Source organism: Rhodovulum sp. BSW8, from assembly GCF_003314725.1.
GTDB lineage: Bacteria > Pseudomonadota > Alphaproteobacteria > Rhodobacterales > Rhodobacteraceae > Rhodovulum > Rhodovulum visakhapatnamense.
In genome coordinates, this window is sequence record NZ_QNVX01000001.1 from 39,994 (window position 1) to 55,329 (window position 15,336).

Consider the following 15,336-nt stretch of genomic DNA (forward strand, 5'->3'; position numbering starts at 1 on the left):
CGGGGTGCGACCGCAAGGAACCTGCCGCCCCCGGCGCGTATCCGGTAGAAGCATTGTAAACTAAACTAGACAGGTTTAACCTAGCGACATGATGACACGAGTCGATCCCGCCCTGGCGGATGAAGCCGTTCGGGCCAAACGCCCGCACGCCGTTGTAATCGGAGCCGGGTTGGGCGGGCTGGCCGCAGCCATGCGTCTGGGCGCCAAGGGATATTCCGTCACCGTCGTCGACAAGCTCGACGTGCCCGGCGGGCGCGGATCGGCGATCTGGCAGGACGGCCACCGCTTCGATCTGGGGCCGACCATCGTCACCGTGCCGCAGGTCTTCCGCGACCTTTGGTCCGCCTGCGGGCGCGATTTCGACAAGGACGTCAAGCTGGTCCCGATGGACCCGTTCTACGAGATCGTCTTCCCCGATGGCGAGCGCTTCCGTGCCCGGCAGGACACCGAACAGATGCGGGCCGAAGTGGCGCGGCTCTCGCCCGGCGATCTGGCGGGCTATGACCAGTTCCTGAAGGACAGCGAGAAACGCTACTGGTTCGGTTTCGAGGGGCTCGGCCGCCGCCCGATGAGCGAGTGGAAGGAGCTGGCCAAGGTCCTGCACATCTTCGGGATGCTGCGCGCCGACCGTTCGGTCTATGCCCATGCCGCAAGCCGGGTGAAGGACGAACGCCTGCGCATGGCGCTGTCGTTCCATCCGCTGTTCATCGGCGGCGATCCGTTCAACGTCACCTCGATGTATATCCTCGTCAGCCATCTCGAGAAGGAATTCGGGGTGCATTACGCGATGGGCGGCGTTGCCGCGATCGCCAAGGCGATGGCGGGCGTCATCGAGGATCAGGGCGGCGTGCTGCGGATGCAGACCGAGGTCGACGAGATCCTGGTCAAGAAGCACAAGGCGGCCGGGGTCAAGCTGGCCTCGGGCGAGGTCCTCGATGCCGATGTGGTCGTCTCGAACGCCGACTCGGGCTTCACCTACAGCCACCTGCTGCGCAACACCCGCCGCTGGCGCTGGACCGACGAGAGTCTGGCCAAGAAGCGGTGGTCGATGGGCCTGTTCGTCTGGTATTTCGGCACGAAGGGCACCCGCGGCATGTGGAAGGACGTGGGCCATCACACCGTGCTGAACGGGCCGCGCTACAAGGGCCTGGTGAAGGACATCTTCTTCAAGCCCGAAGAGCTGGCCGACGACATGAGCCTTTACATCCACCGGCCCAGCGTCACCGACCCGACCGCCGCGCCCGAGGGCGACGACACCTTCTATGCGCTGTCGCCGGTGCCGAACCTGCATGCCGATCACCCGGTCGACTGGACGGCCAATGCCGAACGCTATCGCAAGATGGTGCTGAACTTCATGGAAGAAAAGCTGATGCCGGGGCTCGGGCAGCATGTCTCGACCAGCCTCGTCTTCACGCCGAACAGCTTCCAGGCGCGATATCTGTCGCCCTTCGGCGCCGGGTTCTCGCTGGAGCCCCGGATCTTCCAAAGCGCCAATTTCCGTCCGCACAACATCAGCGAAGAGGTCGAGGGCCTGTATCTGGTGGGCGCGGGCACCCATCCCGGCGCGGGCCTGCCCAGCGTCGTCACCTCGGCCGAGGTGATGGCCAAGCTCGTGCCGGATGCGGATCGTGTCGCGGCGGGCTGAGATGATCGACCCGGCGGATCTGAAGCATTGCGAGGACTCGATCCGCACCGGGTCCTACTCGTTCCATGCCGCCTCGAAACTGCTGCCGGCCCGGGTCCGCGACCCGGCGCTGGCGCTTTACGCCTTCTGCCGGCTGACCGACGATGCGGTCGATCTGACCCATGACAAGTCGGCCGCCGTGCTGATGCTGGGCGAGCGGCTGGACCTGATCTATCGCGGTCAGCCCCGGAACGCACCCTGCGACCGCGCCTTCGCGGCGGTGGTCGACGAGTTCGAGATGCCGCGCACCCTGCCCGAGGCGCTGCTGGAGGGCATGGCCTGGGACGCGATGGGGCGGCGCTATGAAACGCTGTCGGGGGTCTACGACTATTCGGCGCGGGTCGCGGCGGCGGTCGGCGTGATGATGGCGGTGCTGATGCGGGTCCGCGATCCGCATGCGCTGGCACGGGCTTGCGATCTGGGTGTCGCGATGCAACTGACCAACATCGCCCGCGATGTGGGCGAGGACGCGGCCGAGGGCCGGGTCTACCTGCCGCTGCAGTGGATGACCGAGGTCGGGCTCGACGTCGACGAGTTCCTGGCCCGGCCCCAGCCCTCGCCCAGCATCCGCCGTCTGACCCAGAAGCTGCTGGCCGATGCCAACCGGCTTTACTTCCGGTCCGAGCCGGGCCTGGCCGAGCTGCCCTTCTCGTGCCGCCCCGGGATCTTCGCCGCGCGTCATATCTATGCCGCCATCGGGCGCGAGGTGCGCCGGGCCGATTACGACAACATCACCCGCCGTGCCTATACCAGCAAGGGCCAGAAGCTTGGCTGGCTGATCTGGTCGGCGGCGCAGGCGATGGTGGCCAGTGTCATGCCGCGATCTGCGGTGCTGTATGGCAAGCCGCTGCCCGAATGCGCCTATCTGGTCGAGGCGACGGCAACCCGGCGGCCGTCCGACAACCCCTGGGGCGAGGGCCGCGCGGGCGAGATCATCGCGATTCTGGCCCAGCTCGAGGCCCGGGAACGTGCGAGACGCGGTGCCACATTGGAACAATATCGCCGCGAGGCTATTTAAGATCCATGATGATCGATTGGCCCCTCTTCGGAATATTCCTCGCCACCACCTATGCGGCTGGCGCAACCGGTGCATTCTTCTCGCCTGACGGCTGGTATGACCGCATCGACAAACCCAATTGGACCCCGCCGAACTGGCTCTTTCCGGTGGCGTGGTTCGTGCTTTACATCTGCATGGCCTATGCGGCGACCCGCGTCGCGATCTCGGGAAGCCCGCTGCTGGTCTACGCCCTGGCGATCTGGGGCTTGCAGGTCGCTTTCAATACGCTTTGGTCGCCGGTCTTCTTCGGCCTGCACCGGCTGGGCGCCGCTTTGGTCGTGCTCTGCGGCATGTGGCTGTCGGTTCTGGCCATGGCGATTTCGTTCTGGCGGGTCGACATGGTCGCGGGGCTGCTGATTGCCCCCTATGTGGTCTGGACCAGCTATGCCTGGGCGCTGAACTTCTCGATCTGGCGGCGCAATCGCGGCGCGGCACAGCCCGCAGGCGCCTGAGCCGCAAGGCCTGCTGCAAACCCTATCGAGCGACAAACGAAACGCCCGGCCGAATGGCCGGGCGATTTCGTTCTGGAACGCTGAAAGACCGGCTTCTAAAGCGGCCGACCGGTCATCAGCCGGGGCAGGGCGCCGGTCAGCCCGGCCGCCTCGCGGATAAAGCGGCGGCGCAGTCCGGGCAGCGCCGCAACCGCGCCAAGACCCAGATCGCGGCCCAGCCGCAGCAGCGGATTGTCGTTCGAAAAGAGCGCGTTGACCATATCGGTCCCGGCCGCCATCAGGGTCGTGTCGAAGCGCCGCCAGGTCTGGTAGCGTTCAAGGACGTCGATGGCGCCGATATCCTCGCCCCGCCGTTTCGCCCCGACCAGCACCTCGGCCAGGGCGCCCACATCGCGCAGCCCGAGGTTCAGGCCCTGCCCGGCAATGGGATGCACCCCGTGTGCCGCGTCGCCCAGAAGCGCCAGCCGGGGCGCGCAGAAGGCATCGGCCAGCGTCAGGCTCAGCGGATAGGTGAACCGCTCGCCTTCCAGCCGGATCTCGCCCAGAAAGTCGCCGAAGCGGGGGCGCAGCACCTCGAGATAGGCCGCGTCGTCCAGCGCCTGGATCGCGGCGGCCTGGGCGTGACGCTCGCTCCAGACGATGGAACTGCGGTTGCCGGGCAGCGGCAGGATCGCCAGCGGCCCCGGCGGCATGAAGAACTGATGCGCGGTGCCGTTATGCGGGTGCTCGTGGGCGATGGCGCAGACCAGCGCGGTCTGGCCGTACTCATGGCCCGTTCGGCGGATACCCGCACGCTGGGCGGTGCCCGACCGGCGCCCGTCGCAGCCGACCAGCACGCGGCCGCGCAGCCGCCGCCCCGAGGCCAGCGTCACCGCGATGCCGGTCGCGTCGGTCTCTTGCGCGATCACGGTCTCGCCCGACAGGGTCGCTATCCGGGGGGCGGCCTCCAGCGCGTCCAGCATGGCCTGGCGCAGGTAGCGGTCCTCGATCATGTGGCCCATCGGGCCTTCCTCGATCTCGCCATGGTGGAAGTCGAGGAAGAAGGGCGCAGCCCCTTCGCCCGCGCGCCCGTCCGAGGCGACGATCTCGAGGATCGGCTGGCTGCGATGGACGAGCCCGGGCCAGACCCCGATGGCCGACAGCAGCCGGGTCGAGCCCAGGGCCAGCGCATAGGACCGGCCGTCGAAGCGGTCGCCGGACCGGTCGGCCCGGGGCAGGGCGTCGATCACCGTGACGGAAAGCCCGGCGCGGGCCAGCGCAAGCGCAAGCGCCGGGCCGTTCAGCCCGCCGCCGACGATCAGGATCTCGGAATCGTAGGTCATGGCGTGAATATGGCGGTCCGCCCGGGATTGTCCATAAGCCCCGGCCCCGCTAGCCTCGCGCGCAGGTTTTTGGACGGTGGAGGCCGGGTATGGTGCAGAACTGGTTGGGAATGAGTGCAGGCGATCTGGGCCGCGGGATCGAGACAGGCAAGATCGACCCGGTGGACCTGACCGCGACCTTCCTCGACGAGATCGCGGGCCATCCGCTGCGCGACCGGATCTATGCCCGCACCACCCGCGCGCGCGCGCTGTCCGAGGCCGAGGCCGCGCGCGGCCGGGCGCGGGCCGGGCTCAGGCTCGGGCCGCTCGACGGGGTGCCGATCTCGTGGAAGGACCTGTTCGACAGCGCGGGCACCGCGACCGAGGCCGGGGCGGCGCTGTTGCAGGGCCGGGTGCCCGACCGCGATGCCGAGGTGCTGGCCGCGGCGACTGCGGGCGGTCTGGTCTGCCTGGGCAAGACCCATATGACCGAACTGGCCTTTTCAGGGCTGGGCCTGAACCCGGTGACGGCGACGCCGCCCTGCATCAACGACCCCAAGGGCGCGCCGGGCGGATCGTCCTCGGGGGCGGCGGCCTCGGTCGCCTTCGGGCTGGCGGCGGGCGCGATCGGGTCCGATACCGGGGGCTCGGTGCGCATCCCGGCGGTCTGGAACGATCTGGTGGGGCTCAAGACCACCTCGGGGCGGGTCTCGCTGAAGGGCGTGGTGCCGCTCTGCCCGAAATTCGACACGGTCGGGCCGCTGACGCGGACCGTCGAGGATGCGGCCCTGCTGCTGGCCGCGCTGGAAGGGGGCCGACCGGCCGATCTGTCCGAGCCGAGCCTGAAGGGCACACAGTTCCTGGTGCTGGAGACGGTCGCGCTTGACGGGCTGCGCGATGCGCCCCGGGCGGGGTTCAACCATGCCATCGGGCGGCTTGCCGAAGAGGGCGCGACCATTGTCCGGGGGCAGGCGCCCGAGGTGGCCGAAGCGCTGGCGCTGGCGGGCGTGCTGTTCGCGACCGAGGCCTACGGAACCTGGCGCACGATGATCGAGGCCGAGCCCGAAAAGATGTATCCGCCGGTGCTGGACCGGTTCCGGGGCGGCAAGACCTTCTTGGGGGCCGACTATGTCGCCGCCTGGCAGCTGCTCGACCGGCTGCGTGCGACCTGGACCGCGCGGATCGCGGGATATGACGCGGTGCTGCTGCCGACCTGTCCGATCCTGCCGCCCAATGTCGACCGGCTGCTGGCCGATTCCGAGTTCTTCATGGCCGAGAACCTGCTGGCGCTGCGCAACACCCGGATCGGCAACCTGATGGGCAGCGCGGTGCTGACCCTGCCGACCGGCGTGCCGTCCACGGGGATCTCGTTCCTGGGGCTGCCGATGTCGGAAGAGCGGCTGCTGCGGATCGGCGCGGCGGCGGAACGCGCCCTGACCTAAATGCCACAACTTCGCCCGGCACCGGGTTGACCGCGCCGGGCTTTCTGGACCCCGGCGCGGCGAAGGTCTATCGTGAGGCACAATCGGAGCGCCCTGACGACTCCGAACCGAGGCAGTACGACAGACAAGATTGGGGTCCATGACCTTTCCCGAGCGGTTCTCGAACCTTCCGGACTACGCGTTCCCGCGACTCAGGCGTCTTCTGGATGTGCATGAGCCCGGCGGCGTGCCCGTGCACATGACCATCGGCGAGCCGAGGCACGCCTTTCCCGACTGGGTCGCCGACATCGTCGCCGAGCATGCCCATGACTTTGGCAAGTATCCTCCGAACGAGGGCACACCTGAACTGCGCGCGGCCATCGCGGGCTGGGTCGGCCGCCGTTACGGCGTGGCGCTCGATCCCGAAACCCAGATCACCACGCTGAACGGCACCCGCGAGGGGCTGTTCAATGCAGCCCTCGCGCTGTGCCCCGAGACGAAAGCGGGCGCCCGGCCGGTCATCCTGACGCCGAACCCGTTCTATCAGGTCTATGCCGTGGCCGCGCTGGCAGTGGCGGCCGATCCGGTCTATGTGCCCGCGACCGCCGAAACCGGCTTTCTGCCCGATTTCGCCGCGCTGCCGCCCGAGCTGCTGGACCGCGTTGCCATCGCCTATCTCTGCTCGCCCTCGAATCCGCAGGGCGCGGTGGCCGACCGCGACTACTGGGCCGACCTGATCCGGCTGGCCGAAAAGCACGATTTCCGGATCTTCGCCGACGAATGCTATTCCGAGATCTATCGTGACACCCCGCCCACGGGGGCGCTGACCGTCGCGCAGGAGCTTGGGGCCGATCCGGAACGGGTGGTGACGTTCCATTCGCTTTCGAAACGGTCGAACCTGCCGGGGCTGCGGTCCGGGTTCGCCGCCGGCGGGCCGGAAAGCCTGCGCCGGATCAAGCAGCTTCGGTCCTATGCCGGGGCGCCGCTACCGCTGCCGCTGCAGCGCGCGGCAGAACGGCTCTGGGCCGAGGAGGTCCATGTCGAGGCGAGCCGGGCGCAATATGTGCGCAAATACGCCCGCGCCGACGAGATCCTCGGCGATGTGCCGGGCTACCGGCCGCCCGAGGCCGGGTTCTTCCTGTGGCTGCCGGTCGCCGATGGCGAAACGGCGGCGCTGAGGCTCTGGTGCGAGACGGGGGTGCGGGTTCTGCCCGGCGCCTATCTTTCGCGCGAGGTCGATGGCGCCAATCCGGGTGCGGGCTTTGTCCGCGTGGCCATGGTGGCGCCCGAGGATGAAATGGCGGCGGCGCTGGTCCGGTTGCGCGACTGTCTGTACGGTTGAGGGGGCAAGGGCATGGCTTCTTATCAGATGAAACGGCGCGAACCCCTGCTTGACCAGACCACCCAGGCCGCCATCGAGCGGCGGGGCAAGGAGCTTCTGGGCATCGGTCTGATGCTGCTGGCGGCGCTTTTGGCGATGACGCTGGGCAGCTACGTGACCGACGACCCGAGCTGGCTGTCGGCGACCGATGCCCCGGCGCAGAACCTTCTGGGCCGGTTCGGCGCCTCGATCGCCTCGCCGATCTACATCGTCGTGGGCTATGGCGGCTGGGCGCTGGTCGCGGTGCCCGCGGCCTGGGGTGTCCGGCTCGCTGCCCATTGGGGCGAGGACCGGGCGCTGTCGCGGGTGATTTTCGCGCCCTTCCTGGTCTGTCTGGCCTCGGTCTATACGGCGACCCATGTGCCGACGCCCGAATGGACCCACAGCTTCGGCATGGGCGGGCTGTTCGGCGATACCGTGCTGGGCGCGGTGCTGGGGCTTGTGCCGATCGACACCATCGTCGGACTCAAGCTTGTGTCGGCGCTGGTCTGGCTGGGCGCGCTGGCGCTGGGGCTGTTCGTTATGGGCGTCGACCGGGACGAGCTGCGTCGGTTCGGGCGCGGCGTTCTGCTGGGCCTGATCCTCAGCTATGATGCGCTGCGCGGCGCCACCGGGCGCGGTCTGCGCGGTGCCCTGCATGGCGCGGTGCGCTATGGCGAGGGGGTGCAGGCGCGCCGTTCGTCCCGGGCCGACCCCGTCGCCCCGGACTACGACGACGGGGACGATTATGACGACGCCGAGGAGGCGCCCGCCCGGGGCGGCCTGTTCTCGCGGCTGCCGGTCTTTCGCCGCCGGGCCGATCCCGATCTGATCGATGACGAGGACGAGGACGGTCCGGCGATGACGCCTGCCGCCGAAGAACGCATCCGGGCGCGGATTGCCGACGTGATCCGGTCGCGCGCGACCCGCAGCGCGCCGGTGCCGACGGGCTTCCGCCCCGAGCCGCCGGTGGTGCGCAGCGCCGCGCTGACCGTGCCGCAGGCGCCCGCGCCGGGGGCCAGGATCGACGTGCCCGAGATCGATGCCTTCGAGGACGAGGATGGGTTCGTCTCCCCTTACGAGGCGCCTTACGAGGCTGCGCCTCAGCCCGCCCAGCCGCCGCGCCCCTCGATCCCGGTGGTCGAGCCGCGCAAGCTGGTCGAGCAGCCGCCGCGCAAGTCGGTCCTGCCCTCGCGGCGTGCCCGCGACGAGGCCCAGCCGGGCCTGCAATTCGACGATTCGGAAGACGGCTATCAGCACCCGCCGCTGTCGCTCCTGACCAATCCCGACACCATCGAGCGGCATTACCTCAGCGAAGAGGCGCTGGAAGAGAATGCCCGCATGCTGGAAAACGTGCTGGACGATTACGGCGTGAAGGGCGAGATCGTCTCGGTCCGGCCCGGCCCCGTCGTCACCATGTACGAGCTGGAACCGGCGCCGGGTCTCAAGGCCAGCCGGGTCATCGGCCTGGCCGACGACATCGCGCGCAGCATGTCGGCGCTGTCGGCCCGGGTCTCGACCGTGCCCGGGCGCAGCGTGATCGGGATCGAGCTGCCCAATGCCCGCCGCGAGAAGGTGGTGCTGCGCGAGATCCTGTCGGCGCGCGATTTCGGCGACAGCGCACAGCGGCTGCCGCTGGCGCTGGGCAAGGATATCGGCGGCGATCCGGTTGTCGCGAACCTGGCCAAGATGCCCCACCTGCTGATCGCTGGGACCACCGGGTCGGGCAAGTCGGTCGCGATCAACACCATGATCCTGTCGCTTCTGTACAAGCTGACGCCGGATGAATGCCGGCTGATCATGATCGACCCCAAGATGCTGGAACTGTCGGTCTATGACGGCATCCCGCATCTGTTGTCCCCGGTCGTCACCGACCCCAAGAAGGCCGTCGTCGCGCTGAAATGGGTCGTGGGCGAGATGGAGGAACGCTATCGCAAGATGTCCAAGATGGGCGTGCGCAACATCGAGGGCTATAACGGCCGGGTGCGCGACGCGATGGCCAAGGGCGAGATGTTCAAGCGCACGGTGCAGACCGGCTTTGACGACGAGACCGGCGAGCCCGTCTTCGAGACCGAGGAATTCCTGCCCAAGACGCTGCCCTATATCGTCGTCATCGTCGACGAGATGGCCGACCTGATGATGGTCGCGGGCAAGGAGATCGAGGCCTGCATCCAGCGGCTGGCGCAGATGGCGCGGGCCTCGGGCATCCACCTGATCATGGCGACCCAGCGGCCCTCGGTCGACGTCATCACCGGCACGATCAAGGCCAACTTCCCGACCCGGATCAGCTTTCAGGTGACCGGCAAGATCGACAGCCGCACCATTCTGGGCGAACAGGGGGCCGAACAGCTGCTGGGCATGGGCGACATGCTGTACATGGCCGGCGGCGGGCGCATCTCGCGCGTGCACGGCCCCTTTGTCAGCGACGAGGAAGTCGAGGAGATCGTCAACTACCTCAAGACCTTCGGCCCGCCCGATTACGTGGGCGGCGTGGTCGAGGGACCGGACGAGGACAAGGAAAGCGACATCGACCTGGTGCTGGGGCTGGGCGGCAATACCGACAGCGAGGACGCGCTGTACGATCAGGCCGTGGCGATCGTCATCAAGGACCGCAAATGCTCGACCTCCTATATCCAGCGCAAGCTGGCCATCGGCTACAACAAGGCCGCGCGGTTGGTCGAGCAGATGGAGGATCAGGGCGTGGTCAGTGCCGCCAACCACGTGGGCAAGCGCGAGATCCTCGTGCCGGAACAGGCGTGAGCGGCGGGTCGCCCATTCGTGACGGCCGGGCAGGTGAAATACCCGGTCCGCGGCGCTAGATTGGCAGCCATGAAACCGTTTCGTCTTTCCCTGGCCCTCGCGGCCCTGCTGGCGGGCACGCCTGCTCTGGCGGACCCGATCCCGCTGTCCTCTCTGTCGGCCTACCTGAACAGCTTCCAGACCGCGCAGGCCGATTTCACCCAGATCAACGCCGACGGCTCGATCTCGACCGGTGTGCTGTCGATCCGGCGCCCCGGCCGGGCCCGGTTCGAATACGCTCCGCCCGACAAGGCACTGGTGATGGCGGGCGGCGGGCAGGTCGCGGTCTTCGACGAGAAATCCAACCAGCCGCCCGAACAGTATCCGCTGAAGCGGACGCCCCTGAACCTGATCCTCGAGCGTCAGGTCGATCTGGGCCGCGCCCGGATGGTTGTGGGGCATGAAGAGGACGGCAGTTCGACCCGCGTCGTCGCGCAGGACCCCGAGCATCCCGAATACGGCACCATCACACTGGTCTTCACCAACGAGCCGATCGAGCTGCGGCAATGGATCGTCACCGACGAGACCGGCAGCCAGACTACCGTTGTGCTGGGCGAGCTGAAGACCGGGATGCCGCTGGGGGCCCGGCTTTTCAACATCATCCAGGAAACCAACGACCGCATGCGGCACTGACCCCCGGCCGGTCCGGGGGGCGGCTCGGTCCGGGTCCCGGGCACGGCGCGGGGCTCAGCGGCTGCAGGTGATGAGTTGCGCGTAATAAAGCTGCGCCCGGTCCTCGACCCGGTTCGCCACCGCCATCAGCCAGGCCTTGCTGCGATAGCTGCTGCGGGCATACCCGGCATGGCCTTCGTGATAGGCCAGATACTGGTTGCGCGCATCGCTGAGCGGGATGCCGAGCTTCGTGCGGGACTCGGCCATGTACCAGCCCATGAAATCGGTGGCGTCGTTGATGTCGTCCCGCCGCGCCCCGCGATTGGAGGTGCTGGTACGGTACATGTCCCAGGTGCCGTCGATGGCCTGGGCGTAGCCATAGGCCGAGCTTTGCCGCCCCATCGGAATGATGCCCAGCACGAAGCGATGGGGGGTCCGGGCATCGCCCACGAACTTGCTTTCCTGATGGATCACCGCCATCTGGACCGGCACCGGAACGCCCCAGCGGCGTTCGCTGCGTTCCATTGCGCGCATGTATTGGGGCCGCTCGCGCGCGATGGCGCAGGCGTCTTCCACATTGCGCGGCGGAGATTTGTCACCGCATGCCGCCAGAAAAAGGCATGCGGCGATGAGAAGGAACCTGCCCATCTGTCTCTCGTTGACCTGTATCGACTGCCGTTTTTTGTCTTGTTTGGAACCATCATAGGTGAAATCGGCGCCGGGGGAAACGCCCAAGCTGCGCCCGCGCGGCGGGCCGCCTAGATCAGGAAAGCCAGCGTCAGCGGCAACGCCACCACCGACATCAGGGTCGAGACGACAACCAGCCCCGCCACGGCCTCGGCATCGGCGCCGTATTTCTCGGCCAGAAGGTAGGAGGTCACCGCGACCGGGGTCGAGATCTGCAGCACCAGCACCGCCAGCGCCACCCGGTCGAGCCCGAACCACAGCCCCACCAGCGCCGCGACGCCCAGGCAGATCGCCAGCTTGACGAGGCTCAGCCAGACCGCGCGGGGCAGGTGGCCCGGATGCAGCCGGCCGATGGCCACCCCCATGGTGATCAGCATCAGCGGAATGGCCATCTGCCCGATCAGGCTCAGCGCGTTGGTCAGGAAGGTCGGCGTCTGCCAGCCCTGCCACAGGAACAGCCCGCCCAGAACCGTGGCCCAGACCAGCGGCTCTTTCAGCACCTTCAGGGGCGAGCCGCCGCCCGAAACCAGCCAGACCCCGAAGGTGAAGGAATAGATCGCCATGACCGCGAAGACGACGACCGCATAATCGAAGCCGCGCTCGCCGAAGGCGAACAGCGCCAGCGGCAGGCCCATATTGCCGGTATTGCCGAAGATGATCGGCGCCAGATAGGTGCGCCGGTCCAGCCGCGCCAGCCGCACCGTGCCGAAACACAGAAGCGTCACCCCGCCATAGGCCGCCGCCGCGGCCAGCGACAGCGCGGTCAGCGCCTGCGGCTCGATCTGGGTCTTCATCAGCGCGGTGAAGATCAGGCAGGGAACCGACAGCGTCATCGCGAGTTGGGTGACGAACTGGACCCGGTATTCGTTTCCGAGCCGGACCCAAAGATATCCTACCCCGGCCAGAAGGAATACCGGGGCGACAATCTCGAGGACCGTAAGTATAAGGTTCACAGAGTGTTTCCCCAGGGAGCGTGGTGCCGCATGGACAAGGGTATGCCTCCGGGATTAGTGTTCGAAGTCGGGGGTTCCAACGGCATGCTTAAAGCGCACGCGAAATATCATCTGGGTCAAGTGGTCCGTCACCGGAAGCATCCGTTTCGTGGCGTGGTCTTTGACGTGGATGCGATGTTCTCGAATACCGAAGACTGGTATGCCGCGATTCCCGAGGAAAGCCGCCCCTCGAAGGACCAGCCGTTCTATCACCTGCTGGCCGAGAACGACCACAGTTATTACGTGGCCTACGTGTCCGAGCAGAACCTCGTGGCCGACGATACCGGCGAGCCGGTCGATCACCCGGACCTGTCGGATCTGTTCGGCGAGTTCGAGGACGGCCAGTATCCCCTGCAGTTCCAGTTGAACTGACCGCCTCCATTCCGCTTCAGTAGCCCAGCGCGCAGCCGTCCTTGCGCGGGTCGGATGCGCCTTGCAGAACGCCGGTCTCGTCGTCGATCAGGATCGCCTGCGCCCCGCCGATGGCCGAGGGCGGGGTGACCACCGCATGCCCCTTGGCGGCCAGCGCCGCGCGCACGTCCTCGGCATAGCCGCGTTCGACCAGCAGCTCGCCCTGATCGGCAAAGCTGCGGGGCGCGTCCAGCGCCTGCTGCGGATGCATCCCGTAATCGACGATATTGGTCAGGACCCGGGCATGGCCGTTCGGCTGATAGGCCCCGCCCATCACCCCGAAGGGCATGATGACCTTGCCGTCCTTCTTCAGCATCGCCGGAATGATCGTGTGCATCGGCCGCTTGCCGCCCGCGGCCTCGTTCGGATGGCCCTTGGTCAGGCTGAAGCCCGCGCCCCGGTTCTGGAAGTTGATGCCGAACTTGGTCGAGGCCAACCCCGAGCCGAAGCTGTGGAAGATCGAATAGATCAGCGACACCGCCATCCGGTCGCGGTCGACCACGGTGATGTAGATGGTTTCCTTGTGGACCGATTCCGACAGCTGCGCGGGGCTCGCCATCGCCCGGTCGGGGTCGATCAGCGCGGCCAGCTTTGCCGCCGTTTCGGAGGCCAGCATGTGGTCGAGCCGGGTCATGTGGGCCGGGTCCGCGACAAAGCGGTTCCGTGCGTCATAGGCCAGCTTGGCGGCCTCGGCCTCGAGATGGGCGCGCTCGGCCCCGAGCGGGTCCATCGACGGCAGGTCGAAATTCGCCAGAATGTTCGCCATCAGGATCGCGGTCGCGCCCTGACCGTTCGGCGGATGCTCGACCAGCTCGACGCCTTTGTAGCTGCCGCTGACCGGTGAGCCGTAATCGCAGGCGGTGGCCGCGAAATCCTCCAGCGTATGGGTGCCGCCCAGCGCGGTCAGCGAGGCTACCATGTCCTCGGCCACCTCACCCTCATAAAACCCCGCGCGTCCGTCCATCGCGATGCGGCGCAACACCTCGGCCTGTTTCGGGGCGCGGAAGACCTGGCCCGCGGTCGGCGCGGCGCCGTCCAGCAGGTAGAAGTCGCGCGCGGCGCCTTTCAGGTGATCTGCGGCGCGGCCCCAGTCGAAGGCGGTGCGGGGCGCGACCGGCACGCCCGCTTCGGCATAGTGGATGGCGGGGGCGAGGCTCGCCTTCAGCCCGATCCGGCCCCAGTCCTTCGACAACCGGCAGAAGGCGTCGATGGCGCCGGGCACCGTGACCGCGTCGGCAGCATCCGTGGGCATGACGGTCAGCCCCCGGTCGCGGAGGCTGGCGGCCTCAAGCCCCTTGGGCGCCCGGCCCGAGCCGTTCAGCGCGACGATTCCGTTTTCGCCTGCGGGCTTGACCAGCACGAAGCAGTCGCCGCCGATCCCGGTCATCTGCGGCTCGCAGATCCCCAGCAGCACCGCCCCGGCGATGGCGGCATCGACCGCATTGCCGCCTGCCTCGAGCATCTGCACCGCGACCTTGGCGGCCAGCGGATGGGAGGTCGCGCACATCCCGTTGGTCGCAAACACCGCCGAGCGACCCGGCAACTGGAAATCGCGCATGAAACCCTCCCGCACCAATCCCGAACCCGGGGCAGGGTAGAACCTGCCGTCCACAATTCCAATGGCGAAAGCGCGGACCCATCGCCCGGGCAGGAAGCGGGGCCGATGCGGCGGGCCATGCGCGGGTTTCTGAGGCTCCGGTGGCGCTTTTCGTTTTTCCAGAGGGGGCCGGCCGGGTTGCCGGTTCATTGGGGTGCCACCGGTTCCGTCCTCCGGGCCATCGGCCCGCCGCAGGGCGCCCCGCCGGGTTACCGCCCTGGCCAGAGGCTCTGGCCGTGGCGGGGAAAGGCGCGTCCTGCCGACTGCAGGCCGACGTCTCGGCAAAGGCGACTTGAGACGGCTTCCGGGGGGCGGGCTCTGGCGTTCTGGCGGCCTTTCCGGGTCATCGTGGACCGCCGGATCGTTCCCTGGCTGGCGGTCCGCGGCTGCTTCCGGCCCGAACGCCTGAGGGTAGGGGGCGGTTCGTGGGATTTGGCGTGCGGATGGCACGCGAGCGTTCTCCGGGGGAGGTGTGTGGCATCTGGGGCGTTCTGGCCAGACCCGAGGCATCCGAGACCCGAGGCATCCGAGCGCGTGTATCAGAACCCTGATCGGGGGGTGCCACCCGCCGCGAATGGTTCGGGGCCGCCGGGAAAGCCCGTTCGGTTTGGGCGACCTTTGGTATCATGCGGGAAAGATGGCAGCCGACCCAACCCCCGCGCGGCTGCCGCTACACGCCGCCCGTGGCGGTGCCCTCCTGACAGCTCAGGCCTAGAAATCGCGGACCATGTCCTGGGGGAGGGAAGCCTCGGCGCCACGCCCTGGGTGGGGGCTGATATGGAGCGTGACGCCGAGGGAAGCCATTTGCAGCTACCCTTACGTTATCGCCTCGGATCTGGGCGCGCTCGGGGAGCTTTCAGGGTTTTTTTGCGGCTCGCGTCGGGTCTAGGCTCAGGACCCATTGATCTGCTTGAAACCGCTACGGCTGAATGATTCAAGCTCCCGGACTGACGGTGGGTGATG

General features: G+C 67.8%; 12 protein-coding genes. 8 read left to right on the forward strand and 4 right to left on the reverse strand.

Features of this window, described 5'->3' with window-relative positions:
• The first annotated feature begins 88 nt into the window (after positions 1 to 88).
• The 3 genes from DSD19_RS00195 to DSD19_RS00205 are packed head-to-tail and all read left to right on the forward strand — an operon-like array spanning position 89 to position 3,193.
• A complete protein-coding gene (locus DSD19_RS00195; RefSeq protein ID WP_113668110.1) occupies positions 89 to 1,645 on the forward strand; it encodes a phytoene desaturase in 1,557 nt (518 codons plus the stop codon).
• A gap of 1 nt (position 1,646) precedes the next feature.
• The gene (gene crtB, locus DSD19_RS00200) at positions 1,647 to 2,702 is read left to right on the forward strand and encodes a 15-cis-phytoene synthase (RefSeq protein ID WP_113668119.1); all 1,056 of its coding nucleotides are present in this window, start codon (positions 1,647 to 1,649) and stop codon (positions 2,700 to 2,702) included.
• 8 nt (positions 2,703 to 2,710) lie between these two features.
• On the forward strand, positions 2,711 to 3,193 hold the full coding sequence (locus DSD19_RS00205; RefSeq protein ID WP_337248258.1) for a TspO/MBR family protein: 483 nt from the start codon (positions 2,711 to 2,713) through the stop codon (positions 3,191 to 3,193).
• Between the two features lie 95 nt (positions 3,194 to 3,288).
• Here the strand turns inward: DSD19_RS00205 and DSD19_RS00210 are convergent, their stop codons facing one another.
• On the reverse strand, positions 3,289 to 4,515 hold the full coding sequence (locus DSD19_RS00210) for an FAD-dependent monooxygenase (protein ID WP_113668112.1): 1,227 nt from the start codon (positions 4,513 to 4,515) through the stop codon (positions 3,289 to 3,291).
• A 110-nt stretch (positions 4,516 to 4,625) separates the two neighbouring features.
• Here DSD19_RS00210 and DSD19_RS00215 point away from each other — a divergent pair, with 110 nt between their 5' ends.
• The 4 genes from DSD19_RS00215 (at position 4,626) to DSD19_RS00230 (ending at position 10,707) form a co-directional block, all read left to right on the forward strand.
• Complete coding sequence (locus DSD19_RS00215; protein ID WP_113668113.1) at positions 4,626 to 5,936, forward strand: amidase; 1,311 nt, start codon at positions 4,626 to 4,628, stop codon at positions 5,934 to 5,936.
• Between the two features lie 139 nt (positions 5,937 to 6,075).
• Positions 6,076 to 7,257, forward strand: coding sequence for an aminotransferase class I/II-fold pyridoxal phosphate-dependent enzyme (locus DSD19_RS00220; protein ID WP_113668114.1), 1,182 nt, complete (start codon positions 6,076 to 6,078; stop codon positions 7,255 to 7,257).
• 12 nt (positions 7,258 to 7,269) lie between these two features.
• The gene (locus tag DSD19_RS00225; RefSeq protein ID WP_113668115.1) at positions 7,270 to 10,035 is read left to right on the forward strand and encodes a DNA translocase FtsK; all 2,766 of its coding nucleotides are present in this window, start codon (positions 7,270 to 7,272) and stop codon (positions 10,033 to 10,035) included.
• A 69-nt stretch (positions 10,036 to 10,104) separates the two neighbouring features.
• On the forward strand, positions 10,105 to 10,707 hold the full coding sequence (locus tag DSD19_RS00230; RefSeq protein ID WP_113668116.1) for an outer membrane lipoprotein carrier protein LolA: 603 nt from the start codon (positions 10,105 to 10,107) through the stop codon (positions 10,705 to 10,707).
• 54 nt (positions 10,708 to 10,761) lie between these two features.
• On the opposite strand, the gene DSD19_RS00235 is transcribed toward DSD19_RS00230, so the two are convergent.
• Together DSD19_RS00235 and DSD19_RS00240 are read right to left on the reverse strand one after the other, a co-directional pair.
• A complete protein-coding gene (locus DSD19_RS00235; protein WP_075787252.1) occupies positions 10,762 to 11,334 on the reverse strand; it encodes a lytic transglycosylase in 573 nt (190 codons plus the stop codon).
• Positions 11,335 to 11,444: 110 nt separating this feature from the next.
• The gene (locus tag DSD19_RS00240) at positions 11,445 to 12,326 is read right to left on the reverse strand and encodes an AEC family transporter (protein ID WP_113668117.1); all 882 of its coding nucleotides are present in this window, start codon (positions 12,324 to 12,326) and stop codon (positions 11,445 to 11,447) included.
• A gap of 84 nt (positions 12,327 to 12,410) precedes the next feature.
• Between DSD19_RS00240 and hspQ the strand changes: the two genes are divergently transcribed.
• Positions 12,411 to 12,737 (forward strand): heat shock protein HspQ, encoded by a 327-nt coding sequence (hspQ, locus tag DSD19_RS00245; protein ID WP_075787250.1) that lies wholly within the window; start codon positions 12,411 to 12,413, stop codon positions 12,735 to 12,737.
• A 16-nt stretch (positions 12,738 to 12,753) separates the two neighbouring features.
• Here the strand turns inward: hspQ and DSD19_RS00250 are convergent, their stop codons facing one another.
• A complete protein-coding gene (locus DSD19_RS00250) occupies positions 12,754 to 14,334 on the reverse strand; it encodes a gamma-glutamyltransferase family protein (RefSeq protein WP_113668118.1) in 1,581 nt (526 codons plus the stop codon).
• Positions 14,335 to 15,336: the final 1,002 nt, after the last annotated feature.